Source organism: Saccharothrix longispora, from assembly GCF_031455225.1.
Lineage (GTDB): Bacteria > Actinomycetota > Actinomycetes > Mycobacteriales > Pseudonocardiaceae > Actinosynnema > Actinosynnema longispora.
Genome location: NZ_JAVDSG010000001.1, coordinates 5,266,858 through 5,283,965 on the forward strand (window position 1 = coordinate 5,266,858; position 17,108 = coordinate 5,283,965).

16 protein-coding genes are annotated in these 17,108 nt (G+C 73.9%); 5 read left to right on the forward strand and 11 right to left on the reverse strand.

Annotation, left to right across the window (positions count from 1 at the left end):
* Nucleotides 1-33 precede the first annotated feature (33 nt).
* The 4 genes from J2S66_RS21675 to mraZ form a co-directional block, all read right to left on the reverse strand.
* On the reverse strand, nucleotides 34-1,944 hold the full coding sequence (locus tag J2S66_RS21675; protein WP_310309054.1) for a peptidoglycan D,D-transpeptidase FtsI family protein: 1,911 nt from the start codon (nucleotides 1,942-1,944) through the stop codon (nucleotides 34-36).
* On the reverse strand, nucleotides 1,944-2,594 hold the full coding sequence (gene ftsL, locus J2S66_RS21680; protein ID WP_310309055.1) for a cell division protein FtsL: 651 nt from the start codon (nucleotides 2,592-2,594) through the stop codon (nucleotides 1,944-1,946). Before ftsL ends, J2S66_RS21675 begins: the two co-directional genes overlap by 1 nt.
* Nucleotides 2,591-3,541 carry a 16S rRNA (cytosine(1402)-N(4))-methyltransferase RsmH gene (gene rsmH / locus J2S66_RS21685; RefSeq protein WP_306750684.1) on the reverse strand — a complete coding sequence of 317 codons (951 nt, stop codon included), beginning with the start codon at nucleotides 3,539-3,541 and terminating at the stop codon, nucleotides 2,591-2,593. The genes ftsL and rsmH overlap by 4 nt, the downstream gene beginning before the upstream one ends.
* Nucleotides 3,542-3,699: 158 nt before the next feature.
* Nucleotides 3,700-4,131 (reverse strand): division/cell wall cluster transcriptional repressor MraZ, encoded by a 432-nt coding sequence (gene mraZ, locus J2S66_RS21690; RefSeq protein ID WP_306750685.1) that lies wholly within the window; start codon nucleotides 4,129-4,131, stop codon nucleotides 3,700-3,702.
* A gap of 463 nt (nucleotides 4,132-4,594) precedes the next feature.
* On the opposite strand from mraZ, the gene J2S66_RS21695 reads away from it, so the two are divergent.
* From J2S66_RS21695 to J2S66_RS21705, 3 genes are read left to right on the forward strand one after another with little or no spacing between them, the layout of a single operon-like run.
* Nucleotides 4,595-5,704, forward strand: a complete 1,110-nt coding sequence (locus tag J2S66_RS21695) for an AAA family ATPase (RefSeq protein ID WP_374726107.1) — start codon at nucleotides 4,595-4,597, stop codon at nucleotides 5,702-5,704.
* A gap of 1 nt (nucleotide 5,705) precedes the next feature.
* Nucleotides 5,706-6,971, forward strand: coding sequence for a DUF58 domain-containing protein (locus J2S66_RS21700; protein WP_310309057.1), 1,266 nt, complete (start codon nucleotides 5,706-5,708; stop codon nucleotides 6,969-6,971).
* Between the two features lie 2 nt (nucleotides 6,972-6,973).
* Nucleotides 6,974-9,406, forward strand: a complete 2,433-nt coding sequence (locus tag J2S66_RS21705; RefSeq protein WP_310309059.1) for a transglutaminase TgpA family protein — start codon at nucleotides 6,974-6,976, stop codon at nucleotides 9,404-9,406.
* A gap of 125 nt (nucleotides 9,407-9,531) precedes the next feature.
* On the opposite strand, the gene J2S66_RS21710 is transcribed toward J2S66_RS21705, so the two are convergent.
* The 7 genes from J2S66_RS21710 to J2S66_RS21740 all read right to left on the reverse strand — a co-directional run bounded on the left by J2S66_RS21710 (nucleotide 9,532) and on the right by J2S66_RS21740 (nucleotide 15,436).
* The gene (locus J2S66_RS21710; RefSeq protein ID WP_310309060.1) at nucleotides 9,532-9,915 is read right to left on the reverse strand and encodes an SCO2097 family morphological protein; all 384 of its coding nucleotides are present in this window, start codon (nucleotides 9,913-9,915) and stop codon (nucleotides 9,532-9,534) included.
* 287 nt (nucleotides 9,916-10,202) lie between these two features.
* Nucleotides 10,203-11,141 carry a hypothetical protein gene (locus J2S66_RS21715; protein ID WP_310309061.1) on the reverse strand — a complete coding sequence of 313 codons (939 nt, stop codon included), beginning with the start codon at nucleotides 11,139-11,141 and terminating at the stop codon, nucleotides 10,203-10,205.
* Nucleotides 11,142-11,345: 204 nt separating this feature from the next.
* The gene (locus tag J2S66_RS21720) at nucleotides 11,346-11,603 is read right to left on the reverse strand and encodes a hypothetical protein (protein WP_310309063.1); all 258 of its coding nucleotides are present in this window, start codon (nucleotides 11,601-11,603) and stop codon (nucleotides 11,346-11,348) included.
* Nucleotides 11,604-11,687: 84 nt separating this feature from the next.
* Nucleotides 11,688-12,329, reverse strand: a complete 642-nt coding sequence (locus tag J2S66_RS21725) for a Crp/Fnr family transcriptional regulator (protein ID WP_310309064.1) — start codon at nucleotides 12,327-12,329, stop codon at nucleotides 11,688-11,690.
* Between the two features lie 72 nt (nucleotides 12,330-12,401).
* Complete coding sequence (locus J2S66_RS21730; RefSeq protein ID WP_310309066.1) at nucleotides 12,402-13,679, reverse strand: DNA polymerase IV; 1,278 nt, start codon at nucleotides 13,677-13,679, stop codon at nucleotides 12,402-12,404.
* Nucleotides 13,680-13,740: 61 nt separating this feature from the next.
* The gene (locus tag J2S66_RS21735; protein WP_310314972.1) at nucleotides 13,741-14,331 is read right to left on the reverse strand and encodes a sigma-70 family RNA polymerase sigma factor; all 591 of its coding nucleotides are present in this window, start codon (nucleotides 14,329-14,331) and stop codon (nucleotides 13,741-13,743) included.
* A gap of 382 nt (nucleotides 14,332-14,713) precedes the next feature.
* The gene (locus tag J2S66_RS21740) at nucleotides 14,714-15,436 is read right to left on the reverse strand and encodes a class I SAM-dependent methyltransferase (RefSeq protein ID WP_310309067.1); all 723 of its coding nucleotides are present in this window, start codon (nucleotides 15,434-15,436) and stop codon (nucleotides 14,714-14,716) included.
* Nucleotides 15,437-15,469: 33 nt separating this feature from the next.
* Here J2S66_RS21740 and J2S66_RS21745 point away from each other — a divergent pair, with 33 nt between their 5' ends.
* Complete coding sequence (locus J2S66_RS21745) at nucleotides 15,470-16,318, forward strand: ParA family protein (RefSeq protein ID WP_306750695.1); 849 nt, start codon at nucleotides 15,470-15,472, stop codon at nucleotides 16,316-16,318.
* A complete protein-coding gene (locus J2S66_RS21750; protein WP_310309068.1) occupies nucleotides 16,305-17,102 on the forward strand; it encodes an Fpg/Nei family DNA glycosylase in 798 nt (265 codons plus the stop codon). The genes J2S66_RS21745 and J2S66_RS21750 overlap by 14 nt, the downstream gene beginning before the upstream one ends.
* Nucleotides 17,103-17,108: the final 6 nt, after the last annotated feature.

The following is a 17,108-nucleotide window of genomic DNA, read 5'->3' on the forward strand; positions in this document are numbered from 1 at the left end:
GGCACGTCCACCCGGGACGTGCCGGACGGCCCGCTACGGAGTGAGGATCAGCGGCACGACGGGGCTCTGCTCCGCCGACATCGGCACCTGGTAGCGCTGCGACAGGTAGGACGCGACGTCGTGGAACAGCGGCGCGGCGGACTGCTCGCCGACCGTCGGGTTGTCGAGCATGATCCCGACGACGAACCGGGGGTTGTCTGCGGGGAAGATGCCCGCGAACGTGATCCAGTGCTGGCTGTGCGAGTAGCAGCCGCACTTCGGGTCGACCTGCTGCGCAGTGCCCGTCTTGCCGCTGACCTGGTAACCGGGCAGTGCCGCGGACGGGCCGGTGCCGGTCTGGTCCGGGTCGCTCGTCGACCTCTGCACCACCGCGCGGAACATGTCGCGGACCGTCTTCGCCGTCTCCGGCGACACCACCCGCACGCCCTCAGGGGGCTGCTTCACCTGCCGCGCCCCGTCGGCGGAGACCTCGGCGCGGATGATGCGCGGCGGGACGCGCACGCCGTCGTTCGCGATGGCCTGGTACATGCCGGTCATCTGGAGCAGGTTCGTGCTCAGGCCCTGGCCGATGGGCAGGTTGCCGAACGTCGAGCCGGACCACTGGTTGCGCGGCGGCACGTAGCCCGCCTCCTCGCCGGGCAGGCCCGACTGGGTGCGCTTGCCGAGACCGAACCTGGTCAGCATCTCGGCGTACCGGTCCTCGCCGATCTCCTGCGCCGCCATGAGCGTGCCGACGTTGGAGGACTTGGCGAACACGCCGGTGAACGTCATGTCCTGGCGCGGGTGCGGGGCGGAGTCCCTGATGACGCGGTCGGAGACGCGGATGCTGTCGTCCACGCCGAGCACGCTGTCCGGCTGGTGGATGCCGTCCTCGACGGCCGCCGCGGCGGTCACGATCTTGTGCACCGAACCGGGTTCGAACACCGTGGACACGGCGGCGTTGCGCAGGTGCTCCTCGTCGGCCTTGCCGAACCGGTTCGGGTCGAACGTCTTGTCGTTGGCCATCGCCAGGATCTCGCCCGTGCGGGCGTCGAGCACCACCGCGGAGCCGGAGCGGGCGGCCGTCTCCCGGGTGTACTCGGTGACCATCCGCTGGAGCGCGTACTGGGTGTCGACGTCGAGGGTCAGCTCCAGGCTCTTGCCCGGTGTGGCTGCGGCCAGTTCGCGGGAGCGGCCCGGCCCCGGGATGACCACGTCGTCGTTGCCCTGCATGGTGTCGACGACGCGCCGCCCGTTGCTGCCGGCCAGCAGGTTGTCCTCGGAGATCTCCAGGCCCAGCAGGCCGTGCGTCGCGGGCGGTTCCTTGTCCTTGCGCCAGTTCGCCGCGCCGATGATGTTCGACGCCAGCTCGCCGTTCGGGTAGACCCGCACCGCCCGGTACTCCGAGCCGATGTTGAAGTACTTGTCGGTGATGATCGCGGCCTTGCCGGGGTCGACGTTGTCGGCCAGCTCGACGTAGGTGGTGTCCTGCGAGAGCTTGGCCAGCACGGTGTCCCGGTCGGTCTTCTGGCCGGCGACCTCCTTGCCCAGCGTCTGCTCGACGAACGCGGCGATGTCGGCGATGCGGGCCTCGAAGCTGCCGATGTCCGGATCGCGCTCCAGCGCCTTGGCCCACTCCTGGCGCATCAGCCGCGGCACGGCGTACAGGGCGCGCGCCTCCACGCTGAACGCGAGCTGGTTGCCGTTGCGGTCGAGGATGGAGCCGCGCGCGGCGGGGATGTCGATGGGCGTGGCGCGCTGCTGCTCGGCCTGGGCGGAGAGCGCCTCGGCCTGGAAGCCCTGCACCTGCACCAGCTTCACGCCGGCGGCCAGCAGCGCACCCACCAGCAGCAACCGCCCCACCGCGAGGCGGACCCGGCTGTTGCCGCCGCGCCGCCGCTTGGGCGCGGACGGGCGGACGGACAACGGGCGTCGGGCAGGCCTGCCCCGGCTGGGCCCCGGCATCACTGACCTCCTGGTGCCGGCTGCCCGTCTGCCGGCGTCTGCGCCGGTGGTGTCTGGGCAGGCGGGGTCTGGGCGGGTGGGGTCTGGGCAGGTGGGGTCTGGGCAGGTGGGGCTTCCGTCGACGTCTGCGGCGGCGGGGGCGGCTGCACGGCGGACGGCCTGCCGTACATCTCGACCGTCCCGTCGGGTAGCTGCCGCAACCGCGCCGGGTCGCCCGCCGGGAGCAGCCCGAGCCTGGTCGCGGCCTCGGCCAGCTCCAGCGGCGACTCGGCGAGCGCCACCTCCTGCCGCAGCTGCTCGACCTGCCGGGCGAGCCGGGTCTCCTCGGCCCGCGCGTCCTGGAGGCGGTACGAGTCGGCCGTGGCCTGCGTCGACAGCCACATGATCGCGGCGATGCCCACGCCCAGCACCACCATGACCATCACGACGAACGGCGCCTTGGGCGTCACGACCGGCTGCCGCGTCACCGCCGGGCCGCGCTTGGACGGCGTCCGCCGGTCGCGCCGCGCGTAGGCCCGCTCCGCGGCCGGCGACCTGCGGCGCTCCGCGGGGACGGACCGCAGCGCGCGCTCGCGCGGGTTCGCCCCGGTCGTCGACCTGGGCTTGGGCGACGGCGCGCCGCCACCGCCGGTCCGTGCCGGTGCGGTCATGTCGCCTCCCGGATGCGTTCCGCCGCCCGCAACCTCACCGAGGCGGCCCTGGGGTTGTCCTCGATCTCGCGCTCGTTCGCCTGCTCGGCGCCGCGCGTCACCAGCTTCAGCTGGGGGCCGTGACCGGGCAGCTCCACCGGCAGGTCCAGCGGTGTCGTCGAGGCGGCCAGGTCGGCGAAGGCGCGCTTGACCATGCGGTCCTCCAGCGACTGGTAGGACTCCACGACGATCCGGCCGCCCACCGCCAGCACCGACAGCGCCGCGGGCAGGGCCGCGCGCAGCGACTCCAGCTCCTGGTTGACCTCGATCCGCAGCGCCTGGAAGGTGCGCTTGGCCGGGTGCCCGCCGGTGCGCCGCGTCGCCGCGGGCACGACGTCGTAGAGCAGCCGGACCAGCCGGCCGCTCGTGGTGAACGGCTCGCGCGCCCGCTCCCGCACGACCGCGCCCGCGATCTTGCGGGCGAACCGCTCCTCGCCGTAGTCGCGCAGCACGCGGGTCAGCTCGTCGGCGGGGTACTCGTTCAGCACGTCGGCCGCCGTCATGCCCGAACCGGCGCTCATCCGCATGTCCAGCGGCGCGTCCTTGGAGTAGGCGAACCCGCGCTCCTCGGCGTCGAGCTGCAACGACGACACCCCGAGGTCCATGAGCACGCCGTGCACCTCCGCGCCGCCGACCGCCTCGGCGATGCCGTCGTAGGTGGTCTGCACGAAGGACACGCGGTCGGCGAACGGCGCGAGCCGCTCCCGGGACAGCGCGATGGCCTGCGGGTCGCGGTCGAGCCCCACCAGCCGCACCTTCGGGTGCGCCCGGAGGACCGCCTCGGAGTGCCCGCCCAGGCCGAGCGTGCAGTCGACGAACACGGCGTCGTCCCGGTCGGCCAGCGCGGGGGCCAGCAGGTCGAGGACGCGATCGAGCAACACCGGCACGTGACGCGCCTGCTCCACCACGACCCCTCCCTGGATGATCCCCCCTCTGCACACGTGAAATTCGGGTGTCGTCAGGTCCCCGCCCGCCCGTCGAACCTGGCGCCGGGGAAGGTGCGCCAGGGCCGATAGCCGAGCGGACCGAGGCCTCACGGCACCCGAAACCTCGAATCAACGGCCGATCAGAACAGTCCGGGGAACACCTCCTCGCGGGCTTCCGCGTACCGCTGCTCGTGCTCGTCCATGTACCGCTGCCACGCCGTGGCGTCCCAGATCTCCAGCCGGGTGATCGCGCCGATGACCACGCACTCCTTGGTCAACCCCGCGTACCGGCGCAGTTCCGGGGCGATGAGGACCCGGCCCTGACCGTCCGGCCGCTGCTCGTCGGTACCGGCGAACAGGTAGCGCTGGTAGGCGCGGACCGCCTCGTTCGTGAACGGGGCCTCCGCGACCTTGCGCGCCATCTGCTCGAACTCTGCCCGCGGGAACACGTACAGGCAGTGGTCCTGGCCCTTGGTGACCATGAGACCCCCCGCTAGCGCGTCCCGGAACTTCGCAGGCAGCGTGATGCGGCCCTTGTCGTCCAACCTCGGGTTGTGCGTGCCCAGGAACACTGCGCACCCACCTCCCGACGCCGGATGTCGAGCTGACGACCGGCAGTGGAGCCCCCGTCTGCCCCACCGGCCGCCACAGTACCCCACTTTTCCCCACAGTCAACGCTGAAACGGGTGGATGCACGACCCTCCGCACGACGTTTGCGCTGGTAGAGCGAAGATGAGCAGCCCGGTTGGCGGTGGGGGAAGCCGACGCCCACCACCTCCCCGAGTGAGCCGAGAAGGCCCGAAGACCACCCGAACGGCCCAACGAAATCGGGCAAAACCGGTTCATGCGGCGCCCCGGTGGGGAATCGTGGTGGGGAGCCTCTGAACCGACCGGGTCCGCGGGCCGTGGAAACCGACAGCACGAGGATGTTCAATCGGGTGTGGGGCGCTTCGCCCCGGTTTGACACACTGCGTGAAACGCTCACCGCCACCGCGAACCGGTCGCGGGAGGGCCGCGCCCGCTCCAGGAGGTCGAGTGACTCCGAGTACCCAGCCAGCCGCGCCAGAGCACCCGTACGGTGCCGGCGGCCCCGCGGTGAACCACGTCGACAACACGGTGCCGGTGAACGGCTCACCCCGGTTGGACGAGGTGCTGGGCGAGCTGCACGCCGTGGTCGGCCGGATCGCCGGCAACGTCGAGAGGGTCATCGTCGGCAAGCCGGACGTGGTGCGCGTCGCGCTGGTGACCCTGCTCGCCGAGGGGCACCTGCTGGTCGAGGACGTGCCGGGCGTCGGCAAGACGTCGCTGGCCAAGGCGCTGGCCCGGTCGATCGACTGCACGGTCAGCCGCATCCAGTTCACGCCCGACCTGCTGCCCAGCGACATCACCGGCGTGTCGATCTACAACCGGCAGGACAACGACTTCGAGTTCCGGCCCGGCCCGGTGTTCGCGAACATCGTGGTGGGCGACGAGATCAACCGCGCCTCGCCGAAGACCCAGTCGGCGCTGCTGGAGTGCATGGAGGAGCACCAGGTCACCGTCGACGGGCAGACCTACCCGCTCGGCGCGCCGTTCATGGTGATCGCCACGCAGAACCCGATCGAGATGGAGGGCACCTACGCCCTGCCCGAGGCGCAGCGCGACCGCTTCACCGCGCGCGTGTCGATCGGCTACCCCGACCCGCAGGCCGAGCTGGCCATGGTCGACGAGCACGCGGGCCACGACCCCATGTCGGACCTGCGGCCGGTGTCGGACTCCGCGCAGGTGCTCAGGCTGATCCAGGCCGTGCGGCGGGTGCACCTGTCGACCGAGATCCGCCGGTACGCCGTCGAGCTGGTCGGCGCCACCCGGCGGCTGCCGGAGCTGCGGCTGGGCGCGTCCCCGCGCTCCACGCTCCAGCTGGTCCGGTCGGCGCGGGCGCAGGCGGCGCTGGCCGGGCGCGACTTCGTGGTGCCCGACGACGTCCACGCGGTGGCCGTGCCGGTGCTCGCGCACCGGCTGGTGCTGACCGCGGAGGCGCAGGCGGCCCGGCGGTCGTCGGCCGACCTGGTGCGCAACCTGCTCCAGCGGGTGCCGGTGCCGCAGGCCGCGCCGGACCCGTCCGGCCAGTTCCCGCACAACGCCAACCCGAACAACCACCGCTGACATGCGCGGGGCGCTGTCCGGCCTGACCACGCGCGGCCGGTGCCTGCTGGCGGCCGGGTTCGCCGCGGGCCTGTGCGCGATCGTGCTCAACGAGCGCGACCTGCTGCGCGTCGCCGCGTTCGTGGTGGCGCTGCCGCTGCTCGCCGCGTGGCTGGCGCAGCGGGCGCGGATCGGCCTGCACGCGAACCGCGTGCTGCACCCGAGCCGGGTCCAGGTGGGCTCGGCGACCGACGTGCGGGTGGAACTGCGCAGCGCGGGCCGGTTGCCCACCGGTGGGCTGCTGCTGGAGGACGCCGTGCCGTACGCGCTGGGCGCGCGGCCCCGGTTCGTGGTGGAGCGGCTGCCGCGCAACACGGTGACCGTGCTGCGGTACCCGCTCAAGCCGGTGATGCGCGGCGTCCAGCAGGTCGGGCCGCTGCTCGCGCGCATCACCGACCCGTTCGGGCTGGCCGAGTTCGACCGCGAGATGGCGGGCCGCAGCCGGCTCGTCGTCGTGCCGCGGGTGGTGCAGCTGACCGGGCTGCCGAACGGTTCGGGCATGGGCTCCGGCGACGACGGCTCGATCCGGCTGCGCGCCGGGCAGGGCGAGGACGACGCCGTGGTCCGGCCCTACCGGCACGGCGACGACCTGCGCAAGGTGCACTGGAAGTCGACGGCGCGGCGCGACGAGCTGATGGTGCGCGTCGAGGAGCGGCCGTGGCGCGGCGGCACGACCGTGCTGCTGGACCACCGGCTGGTGGGGCACCGGGGCAGCGGCCCCGGGTCGAGCCTGGAGTGGGCGGTGTCGTTCGCCGCGTCCGTCTCGCTGCACCTGCACCGCTACGGCCACCAGGTGCGCCTGGTCGGCGACGACGGCCGGGTGCTGGTGGGCGGTCCGGGCGGCAGCGGGTACAGCGACGCGGTGGTGCTGGACGCGCTGGCCGCGCTCCAGCCCTCGCACCGGCGCGAGCCCGCGGTGGGCGTCGACCCGGGCGCGGGCCAGGAGGTCGTCGCGATCCTCGGCGGCTGCACGCCCGCCGTGGTGGACGCGCTGGTGCGCAACCGCCCGCGCGGCGCGCGCAGCCTCGCGGTGGTGCTGGACGTGCGGGCTTGGGCGTCCGCGTCGGAGGACCCGGCGCCGGACCCGGCCGACGCGCGGGAGCTGCTGGGCGGTGCGGGGTGGGGCGTGGTCGTGGCGCGGCCGAACACGCCGATGGGGCAGGTCTGGCAGGAGCTGTGCCACAGCGCGGGCAACCGCGGCCCGGTGGTGCGCGCGGAGGTGGGTTGACGGTGACCGGCAGGACGACCGCCCCGGCGGGTGGGAACTGGGTGGTGACCGCGACGCCCGCGGTCGCCGGGCTGGCGACGCTGTGCGCGGCCACCGCGCTGTCGAGCGTGCTCGACGGCGTGCTGTGGATGGTGCACCTGGCGGTGGCGATCGTCGTGGTGGTCGGCACGGGCGTGCTGCTGCGCCCGACCAGGCTGCCCTCGCCGCTGGTGGTGCTCGGGCAGGTCCTGGCGCTGCTGTGCCTGCTCGTGGCGCTCTACACGACCAGCGGGTTCCTGGTCTTCCTGCCGGGGGCCGAGTCGTTGCGCGACCTGGGCGCGGTGCTGGGCAACGCGCTCGGCGAGGTGCAGACCGGCGTGCCGCCCGTGCCGGACAGCCGGAACATGCGCTGCCTGGTGATGGTGGCCATCGGCCTGGTGGCGGTCCTGGTGGACGCCCTCGCGGTCGGCGCGGCGGCGCCCGCGGCGTCCGGCCTGGTGCTGCTGTGCGTGTTCGCGGTGCCCGCGTCGCTGGCCGACGAGATGCTGCCGCTGTGGACGTTCGTGTTCGGCGCGGCGGCGTTCGCGCTGCTGCTGGCCGTGGACGGCCAGCACCGGCACGAGGCGTGGCGCGGCAGGCTGCCGGGCGCCGGGCAGAGCGGCTCCGGTCCGGCGGCGACCGCGGTGGCGGGCCTGGCCGTGGTGATCGCGCTGCTGGCCGGGACGAGCCTCACGCTGGTCGGCACCGTCGGGAGGCTGCCGGGCACGGGTGACGAGATCGGCGGCGGCTCCGGCGGGTTGGGCATCGACCCGATCACCGAGCTGCGCGGCATGCTCAACCAGGGCGCGAGCCGCGAGATGTTCCGGGTGCGCGACCTGCCGGAGTCGGCCTACCTGCGCGCGATGACGCTGCCGCTGTACGTGCCGGACCAGGGCTGGACCGGCGGCCGGGACATGCCGGAGGGCGTGCCCGCCCGCGGCGACCTGCCCGTCCAGCCCGGCGACCCGGGCGACGGCGAGGTCGTCGAGGTCGAGATCGAGCCGGTGACCTGGCTCGACTACTGGCTGCCGGTGTACGGCAAGCCGCGGGGGCTGCCGGACGTCGATGAGGCCTACCGGTACGACCCGGAGCGCGGCATGGTCTACGCGACGCGGGCCCGCAAGTCCGGCACGTACTCGCTGCGGACGGTGCTGGACACGCCGTCCGCCGACATCCTGCGCCGGGCGACCGGCCCGGTCGACGTGGACCCCGTGTACCTGGAGGCGCCCGGCGTCGAGGACCGGGTGGCCGACCTGGCGCGCGGGATCGTGGCCGGCGAGAGCAACCAGTTCGACCGGGCGACCGCGCTGTACCGGTACTTCACCGACGGCACGCAGGGCTTCACGTACACCACGGAGACCACGGACAACATGAGCGCGGGTGCGCTCGAGGACTTCGTGCTCAACGGCAAGAAGGGCTTCTGCGAGCAGTACGCGTCGGCGATGGCGATCATGGCGAGGTCCGTCGGCATCCCGGCCCGCGTGGCCCTCGGCTTCACCGCCGGGTACCCGACCGGCGACTTCCAGACGATCACCTCGCAAGACGCCCACGCCTGGGTGGAGGTCTACTTCCCCGGCCACGGGTGGATGACCTTCGACCCGACTCCCCTGTCCGACGGGCGCGGCGTGTCCCCGCCGTACATCTCGGGCAACCAGGCCGACGACGAGGAGGACGACCCCAGCGCCGCGGCCGCGGCGACCACCACCACGACCACCGCGCCCGGCGCCTCGGCCTCGGCCTCGGCCGCGCCGGACGCCCAGGGCCAGGACGGGACGACGCAGACGGCCGCGCCGACCCCCGCGTGGCACCTGATCACGCTGATCGCGACGGGTCTGGTCGCGCTGCTGCTGTGGGCGCTGCTGCTCTTCGGCGGGGTGTGGCTGAGCGGGAAGCCCTGGCTGCGCCCCGCCGTCCTGGCCGCGCTGGCGGTGCTCGGTGCCGTCGCGCTCACGCTGGTCGTGGCGCTGGTGAGCTGGTGGCTGGCCGCGCCGGTGCTGGTGGCGGCCGCCGTGGCGGCGCCGGCGCTGGTGCGCGCCTGGCGTCGCCGCGAACGGCTCCGCGCCGTGGCGGCCCTGGGTCCGAACGCGGCGGGCGCGGCGTGGCGGGAACTCGTCGCCGAGTCCGTCGACCGGGGCACCCGCGTGCCGAGCACGGAGACGATCCGGGTCGCCGCCCGGCGCCTGGTGAAGGCGCACAACCTCGACGACCAGGGTCGCGACGGCCTGCGCGCGGTCGTGGGCGCCGTGGAGCGCTCCTGGTACAGCGCGCACGCGGACGCGGACCCCGCCCTGCCGCGCGCGGTGGACGACGTCCGGGCCAGCCTGCACCGCAACGCGCCGCTGGCCCTGCGGGCGAAGGTCCTGCCGCGCTCGGTCCTCAAGCCGAGGCCGCCGGTCGACGGCGACCCGATCGGCTGACCCCCGACCGACTGAGCCCCGACCGGCCGACCTCGGCCGACCGGCAGGTACGGGAAGCCGCACGGCCCGCCCCCTGGTGCTGCGGGGGCGGGCCGTGTGCGTGTTCTGTCGGGCTGTCGCGCGGACTACTCGTCCTCGAAACGGCGACGGAAACGTTCTTCCATCTTCTGAGAGAACGAGCTGCGGCTGGACCGGCTTCCCTCTTGACTGGGTTCCTCGGCACCCTGGTCACCACGACGCAGTGTCGTCACGGTGAGCAGCACGCCGAAGAACATCAACAGGAAGCCGACCACGCTCACCACCGGGATACCAGCGAGCTTCGGCAACATCACACCCGTCACCAGCAGAGCCACACCCACGGCGAACAGCGCGATGCCCTGGATACGACGCCGTCGGGACGGCTTGCGCAGCTTGGCGCCACGCACGGTGGATGCGAACTTCGGGTCCTCGGCGTAGAGCGCGCGCTCGATCTGGTCGAGCAGTCGCTGCTCGTGCTCGGAGAGTGGCATGGCTCCTCCTCCGGCACAGCGGTCGCGGGCGCCGGGTAATCACGGTTGCCGCCGGTCCCGGCGGACGCCCCACCCTGGGGGCGTCACAACCAGGATACGATTCGGGAGGCTCTCCGACTACCCAGTCCGTGCCCCTAAGCGGTTCGTTCGGTCACCATCATCCTCACGGGTCAACGGTCAGACCTTCGTGAGGTCCCGGATGACCGGCCCTTGGTCGACTGTCAAGCCCTCCCGTGCACTTTCCCGACCGATTCGATCACGTGCCATGACAGCCCGTGATCAGCCGACTACCCGCGCTCCGAAGGTGTCGGCCCGGCCGGCGACCGCGCCACGACCACACGGACGTCACCCTTCCGGTCGGCGGCCCGGGCGGCCGCGGCGAGCAGCGCCCGCGCGGCTTCGGCCGGAGCCTGGCGCAGGCGGGCCGGTGGGGTGTGGACCACGACAGCGCCGGCCGCGGCCAGGGCGGGCGAGTGGGCGGTCGCGGTGGTGAACTGCCAGGCGAGCGCCAGCTCCTCCCACCAGGCGTCGGCGGCGCCCAGCGACCCGCCCGCCGCGGAGCGCAGGCGCACGCCCCACCTCGGCGGCGGCAGGGGCAGGCCGGCCACCAGGGATCTCGCCCACGCCTGGGGCGCCGAGCGGACGCCCTCCGCCAGCTCGGCCAGGACCCGCTTGGCCGGCGCGGACGCCCGGGACAGGTGGGGCCGCAGGTCGTCGACCGCGACACCGCCCCGGCGCAGCGCCTCGGTGAGCACCGCCCGGATGTCGTCGCGCGTCTCCAGGGTCCTGGCCGCGTCGGCCGCCGCCCTCGCCAGCGGCGCGGTGAGGAAGCCCCTGCGCAGGACCGGGTCCGGTGGGTGGCGGGTCCTCGTGGCGCGGACCCTGGTGCTCGGGTCCACCGGGCGGGTCACCAGGACGTGGACCGGGCCGTGGGCCGGCAGGGCGCGCATGCCGTGCAGCTGGAGCGCGTCGAGGCCGGTGACGATGCTGCCGGTGCCGCAGTGGCGCAGCGCCGCCTGGACGAGCTGCGGTCGCGTCGGGGGCCGGTCGGACAGGAGCAGGACGCCCGGCAGGACGTGCTGCCACCCGCCCCGCGGGCGGCAGCGGCGGGACAGCTCCTCGCTGCCCAGGCCGAGCGACAGCAGGTCGGCGGCGGTCGCCACCCCGTGCGGGAAGAGGGCGGCCAGGGCGTCGACGGCGATGGTGGTGCGGGTCGTGGTGTGCATGGGTCCACGATCGCCCTGGGCGGCGGCTCGGTCGAGGACGTGATCGCGAACTGTGGACAACTCCAGCGCCTGTGGACAACCCGCGGCGGCCGATCGCGGAGATCCGCTGCGGCCGACCGCGAAGATGAGGCATTCCGCGGGCCCGACCGCCCGCGGAATGCCTCGGAAGACGATGGCTGCCCCTCGTCAGCCACCGCGTGGTCTCTAGAGCCGGACGAGGTCCTCGCGGATCTCCACGTCGAGCTCCTTGCGCACCGAGCGGACCTCGCGCCAGGCGTCGTGCACCGCGACCAGTGCGCCGGCGAGCACCAGCGCGACCGCGAGGGCGACCACGCCGACGCCGTCGAACCGGACCACGATCACGACGGCCGCCCAGAGCTGGAGGACGGTGAACACGAGCGTGCAGGCGAGCCGTTCGGTGAACCGGCGGCGGGACTTGGCGGGCTCCTCGTTGTGGTTCATGCTTCCCCCTCCGACCATGACTGACAGGTCATTTCTAGGGGGTTCCGGAGTGGGTCACCGCGTCAGATGACGCACAACGGGAAGTCAGTTGGTGAAGTCGTAGAGCCGGCTCACCCGGTGGATCTCGATCTTCCGCCGGCCCGTGCTGATGATGCCCTCCTCGCGCAGCGCGCGCAGCACCCGCACGAGGGATTCGCGCGACGTGCCCGCGATGCCCGCCAACTCCTCCTGGCTGAGCGCGACGGCGCCCTGGTCGGCGATGCCGCGCTGGAGGGCGACGTCGATCAGCACCGCCGCCACGCGCTGCGTCGCCGTGCCGCTGATCTGCACGCGCTGCCGGTCGGTGTCCCGCTGCCGGGCGACGACGACGGTCAGCACGGCCCACGCGATGCGCGGGTACCGCTGGCACAGCGACGCGAAGGCCGACGCGGACAGCACCAGCGCCCGCACCGCGCCCAGCGCCTGCACGGTCGCGGAGCGCGGCAGCCCGTCGACCGCCGAGCGCTCGCCCACGATGTCGCCCGCGCCGCGCACGGCCAGCACCTTCTCGGTGCCGCCCGACGTCGTCGCGGTGACCCTCAGCAGGCCGCGCCGGACCACGATCACGTGCCCCGTGACCTCGCCCTCGCGGCAGACCACGGAGCCGGCGGCGTAGTCGCGCTCGGTGCCCGTAGTGCCGAGCACCCCGTGCTCGGACTCGGTGAGGAGACCCCAGAACCGGTCCACGGCACCAGCGTGCCCGGTGATCGTCCCGGCGGCCGCGATCGCGGGCCCGAACCACCCGAACGGCCCGCGGCGTCAGCGTTCCGGACGCGGGACGGCGGTGCCGGAGCGGGTCGGTCCCTGGTCCAGCAGCGACGCCGGGCGCACCGCGGCCCGCCCGAACTTCGACCGCGCCTGGTCCGCCGCCTGCTCCGCCTCGCGCCACCCCCGCTCCGGGGCGTCGAACATCAGCTGCTCGCCGTCGTCGCCCTCGACGAGCTGCTCGACCCGCACGCCGATCAACCGCACGGCGCCCGGCGGCACCTGCTCGTCCAGCAGCGTCGAGGCGGTCCTGTAGACCTCGTGCGTGACGTCCGTGGCCACGCGCAGCGTCTTCGACCGGGTGATCGTGGTGAAGTCGGCGAACCGCACCTTGATCGACACCGTCCGGCCGCGCAGCCCGCGCGAGCGCAGCGTCGCCGCCGACCGCTCGGACAGCCGCAGCAGCTCGCGGCGCAGCAGCTCGCGGTCGAAGTGGTCGACCTCGAACGTCTCCTCGGCGCCGATCGACTTCTCCCGCGTCGACGGCACGACGGGCCGGTCGTCGTGGCCCCGGGCGAGGGCGTGCAGGTGCTCGGCCAGCGCCACGCCCACCACCCGGCGCAGCCTCGGCAGCGGTGTCGCCGCCACGTCCGCGACGGTCGCCAGCCCGACCCGGTCGAGCTGCTCGGCGGTCCGCTCGCCGACGCCCCAGAGGGCCGACACCGGCAGCGGGTGCAGGAACGACAGCACCTCGTCGCGCGGGACCACCATCAGCCCGTCCGGCTTGCACATCCCGGACGCGAGCTTGGCGAGGAACTTCGTCGGCGCCACGCCCACCGAGCAGGTCACGCCGAACGCCTCCTCGACCTGCGCCCGGATGAGCTGCCCGATCGCCGCCGGGGTGGCCCGCATCCGCTTGAGCGCGCCGCTGACGTCGAGGAACGCCTCGTCCAGGCTCAACGGCTCGACCAGCGGCGTGACGTCGCGGAAGATCGCCATCACCCCGCGGGAGACCTCCTGGTAGCGGGCGAAGTCGGGTGGGATGAACACCGCGTGCGGCGCGAGCCTGCGGGCGTGCGCGGTGGGCATGGCGGAGCGCACGCCGAACTCCCGCGCGAGGTAGTTGGCCGACGCGACCACGCCGCGGTTCGCCGTCCCGCCCACGACCACCGGCCGGTCGGCCAGCTCGGGGCGGTGCCGGATCTCGACCGAGGCGTAGAAGGCGTCCATGTCGACGTGCAGCATCGGGCAGCCGGTGTCGTCCGGCCACGCGTCGCCGCGCGCGCGGAAGCGGTCCACCCGACCGCGCGGCAGGTTGGCGCTGCGGCCCACGGAACCCCTCCCCCGAACACCCGTTCGACAGACTACGCCACTCCGGCGGCGCGGGGGCGCTTCAGGACTGCCCCAGGACTTTCCTTAACCGCGCCAACGCGCGGTGCTGCGCCACCCGGACCGCCCCCGCCGTCGAGCCGACCACCACCGCGGTCTCCTCCGCGGACATGCCCATGACGACGCGCAGGACCAGGATCTCGCGCTGCCGCTCGGGCAGCACTTCCAGCAGCTGCCCCATCTTGGAGGACAGCTCGCCCTCCAGCGCCCGCTGCTCCGGCCCCGCCTCCCTGCCCGCGCCGTCGGGCAGCTCGGGCACCGACTCCGCCCGGTTGCGCGCCGACGCCCGGTGCGCGTCCGCGACCTTGTGCGACGCGATGCCGTACACGAACGCCAGGAACGGCCTGCCCTGGTCGCGGTACGACGGCAGCGCCTTGAGCACCGCCAGGCACACCTCCTGCGCCACGTCGTCCGCCGACGCCTGCGACCGCTCCCCGCGACCGACCCGCGCCCGGCAGTACCTCACGACGAGGGGCCGGATGAGCTTCAGCAGCTCCTCCACCGCCCGCTGGTCGCCCCGGACGGCGGGCTCGACCAGCGCGTCCGCCCCTCCCGGCACCGGCGTCGAACCACCCACCGGCCGCACCGACGACATGGGGGCCGCCGGCTCGCCCTCGTGCTGCGCGGACATCACCGGCCTCCCCCCGAGGACGTGCGGCGAACCGCGACGTCCCGGCACCACTCCGAACCCGACCACTGCTGCTGCTTCCATCCCGAGCTCCTCGGAGTCCGCGCGCTGGACCACCCCTTGGGGCACATGCGAACGCGACGTCGATCCCTCACGTGGATGACGCAACTCACGCGAAGTTGGTCTGAATGGCCGCGTTTGAAAGGCGATCGGATGAATGTACTACAGCTATTGGTCGCTCTGAGTAATTGTCAGCCAGGCGTGTCGCCGGACCTCGCGACGCAGCCGGGCGCCGCGCACACGCTCTCGCGGGTCCTCCGGGTCCTCCGGGTCCGGGGTGGTCTCCCGGTCAGGCGGACTTCCGGCCCAGCACGTGCAAGCGCGCGGCCACGTCGCGCAGCGGCGGGCGGGTGGACGCGGCCAGCTCCAGCTCCGCCAGCGCCTCCGCCGCGCCGGGGTTGGCGTCCAGCACCGAGCCCGGGACCAGGTCGGACACCACGCCGTGGCCCTGGAGCAGCTCCACCTCCAGGCCCGAGGCGAGCACCAGCGCCTCCAGCCCGGCCACGTCGAACCGGCGCAGCAGCGGGTCGCGCGCGCCGACGAGCTGCCCCGCCTCGTCGTCCAGCAACCGCCGTGCGTCCACCAGCCGGCCCGCGATGGCCCGGTGCAGCACGGCCGCGAACCGGTTCGCCACCAGCACGGACACCGCGCCGCCGGGCACCGCGGCCCCGGCCAGCGCGGCCAGGGCGGCGCTCGCGTCGTCCACGACCTCCAGCACGCCGTGCCCGAGCACGAGATCGGCACCGCCGTGGGGCTCCAGCGCGTCCGTGTCGCCTTGGACGGCCGTGACCCGGTCCAGCACGCCCACCTCGGCCGCGCGGCGGTGCAGCGTGGCCAGGGCGTCCGGGCTGGGGTCGACGACGGTCACCGAGCAGCCGGCCAGGGCGAGTGGCACGGCCCACACGCCGCTGCCCCCGCCCACGTCGAGCACCCTGGGCGGTTCCCCGCCCCGGCGGTCGCGCGCGGCGGCCAGTTCGGCGTCGAGCACCCTGTGTACGGCGTCCGGTCGCATGGCACCAGAGCCTAGGGGCCGTAGGCTGACGACGTGCATACGGTGGCGGTGCTCAGCCTCAAGGGTGGCGTGGGCAAGACGACGGTCGCGCTCGGTCTCGCGTCCGCCGCGCTGCGGCGCGGTGTTCGCACGCTGGTCATCGACCTCGATCCGCAGTGCAACGCCACCTCGACCCTGGAGCCCGAGGACACCGGCACGAGCATCTTCGACGTGCTCCAGGAGCCGACCGCCGAGAACCTGCGCGACGCCGTCGCACCCAGCGGCTGGGGTGACGGCGTGGACGTCCTCGCCGGCTCCGAGGACGCCGAGTCGCTCAACCACCCCGACCCCGGCGAGACCCGGCTGGGCAAGCTGCGCGAGGCGCTGGCGCTGCTCAAGGAGGACGACGAGCCGTACCAGCTGGTGCTGCTGGACTGCCCGCCGTCGTTGGGCCAGCTGACCCGGTCGGCGCTGGTGGCGGCGGACCGCGCGCTGCTGGTGACCGAGCCCACCATGTTCGCGGTGGCGGGCGTGCAGCGGGCGTTCGAGGCGGTGCAGGCCGAGCGGGCGCACAACCCGGAGCTCCAGCCGCTGGGCGTGGTGGTCAACCGGGTCCGGCCGCGCTCGCACGAGCACCAGTTCCGCATCGAGGAGCTGCGCGACATCTTCGGCCCGCTGGTGATGCCGGTGGCGCTGCCCGACCGGCTGGCCGTCCAGCAGGCGCAGGGCGCGTGCATGCCGATCCACGAGTGGGGCACGCCCGGCGCGCGCGAGGTGGCGCTGGCGTTCAACCTGGTGCTGGCGCGCATCCTGCGGATGAGCCGCAGCCGGCGGCGCATCAGCCACCAGGACTTCGACGACGACGAGATCAGCGAGGCCGTCGACAGCGGTGCCCGAGGGTGACACGGTCTTCCTGGCCGGGCGCCGCCTGGACGAGGCGCTGTCCGGTCGCGTCCTGCTGCGCGGTGAGCTGCGCCACCCCCGGTGGGCCACGGCCGACCTGGCCGGTCGCGAGGTGCTGGGCGTCCGGTCGGTCGGCAAGCACCTGTTCACCCGGTTCTCCGGTGACCTGAGCCTGCACAGCCACTTCCGGATGGACGGCGCGTGGCACCTGTACCGGCCGGGCGAGAAGTGGCGGCGGCCCGGGCACCAGGTGCGGGCGGTGCTGGAGGTGCCCGACCGGGTCGTGGTGGGGTTCTCGCTGCACGACCTGGAGCTGCTGCCCACCGGCGAGGAGCACCGGCTGGTCGGGCACCTGGGGCCGGACCTGCTCGGCGAGGGCTGGGGTGACGCCGACGAGGCGGAGGCGGTGCGCCGGCTGGCCGCCGACCCGGAGCGCGAGCTGGGCGTGGCGCTGCTCGACCAGCGGGTGTTCGCGGGCGTGGGCAACCTCTACAAGGCCGAGGTGTGCTTCCTGCTGAAGGTCTCGCCGTGGAGCCCGGTGTCGGCGGTGGACCCGGCGGAGGCCGTGCGGCTGTCGCGCAGGCTGCTGCTGGCCAACGCGTGGCGCCCGGAGCAGAGCACCACCGGTTCGCTCGCCCGGGGCCGGCAGCACTGGGTGTTCGAGCGGGCCGGCAAGCCGTGCTTCCGCTGCGGCACGCGGGTGCGCGTCGGCGGGCAGGGCGAGGGGGTCCACGAGCGGCCCGCGTACTGGTGCCCGCGCTGCCAACCAGGACCGATCGCCTAGGGTTGC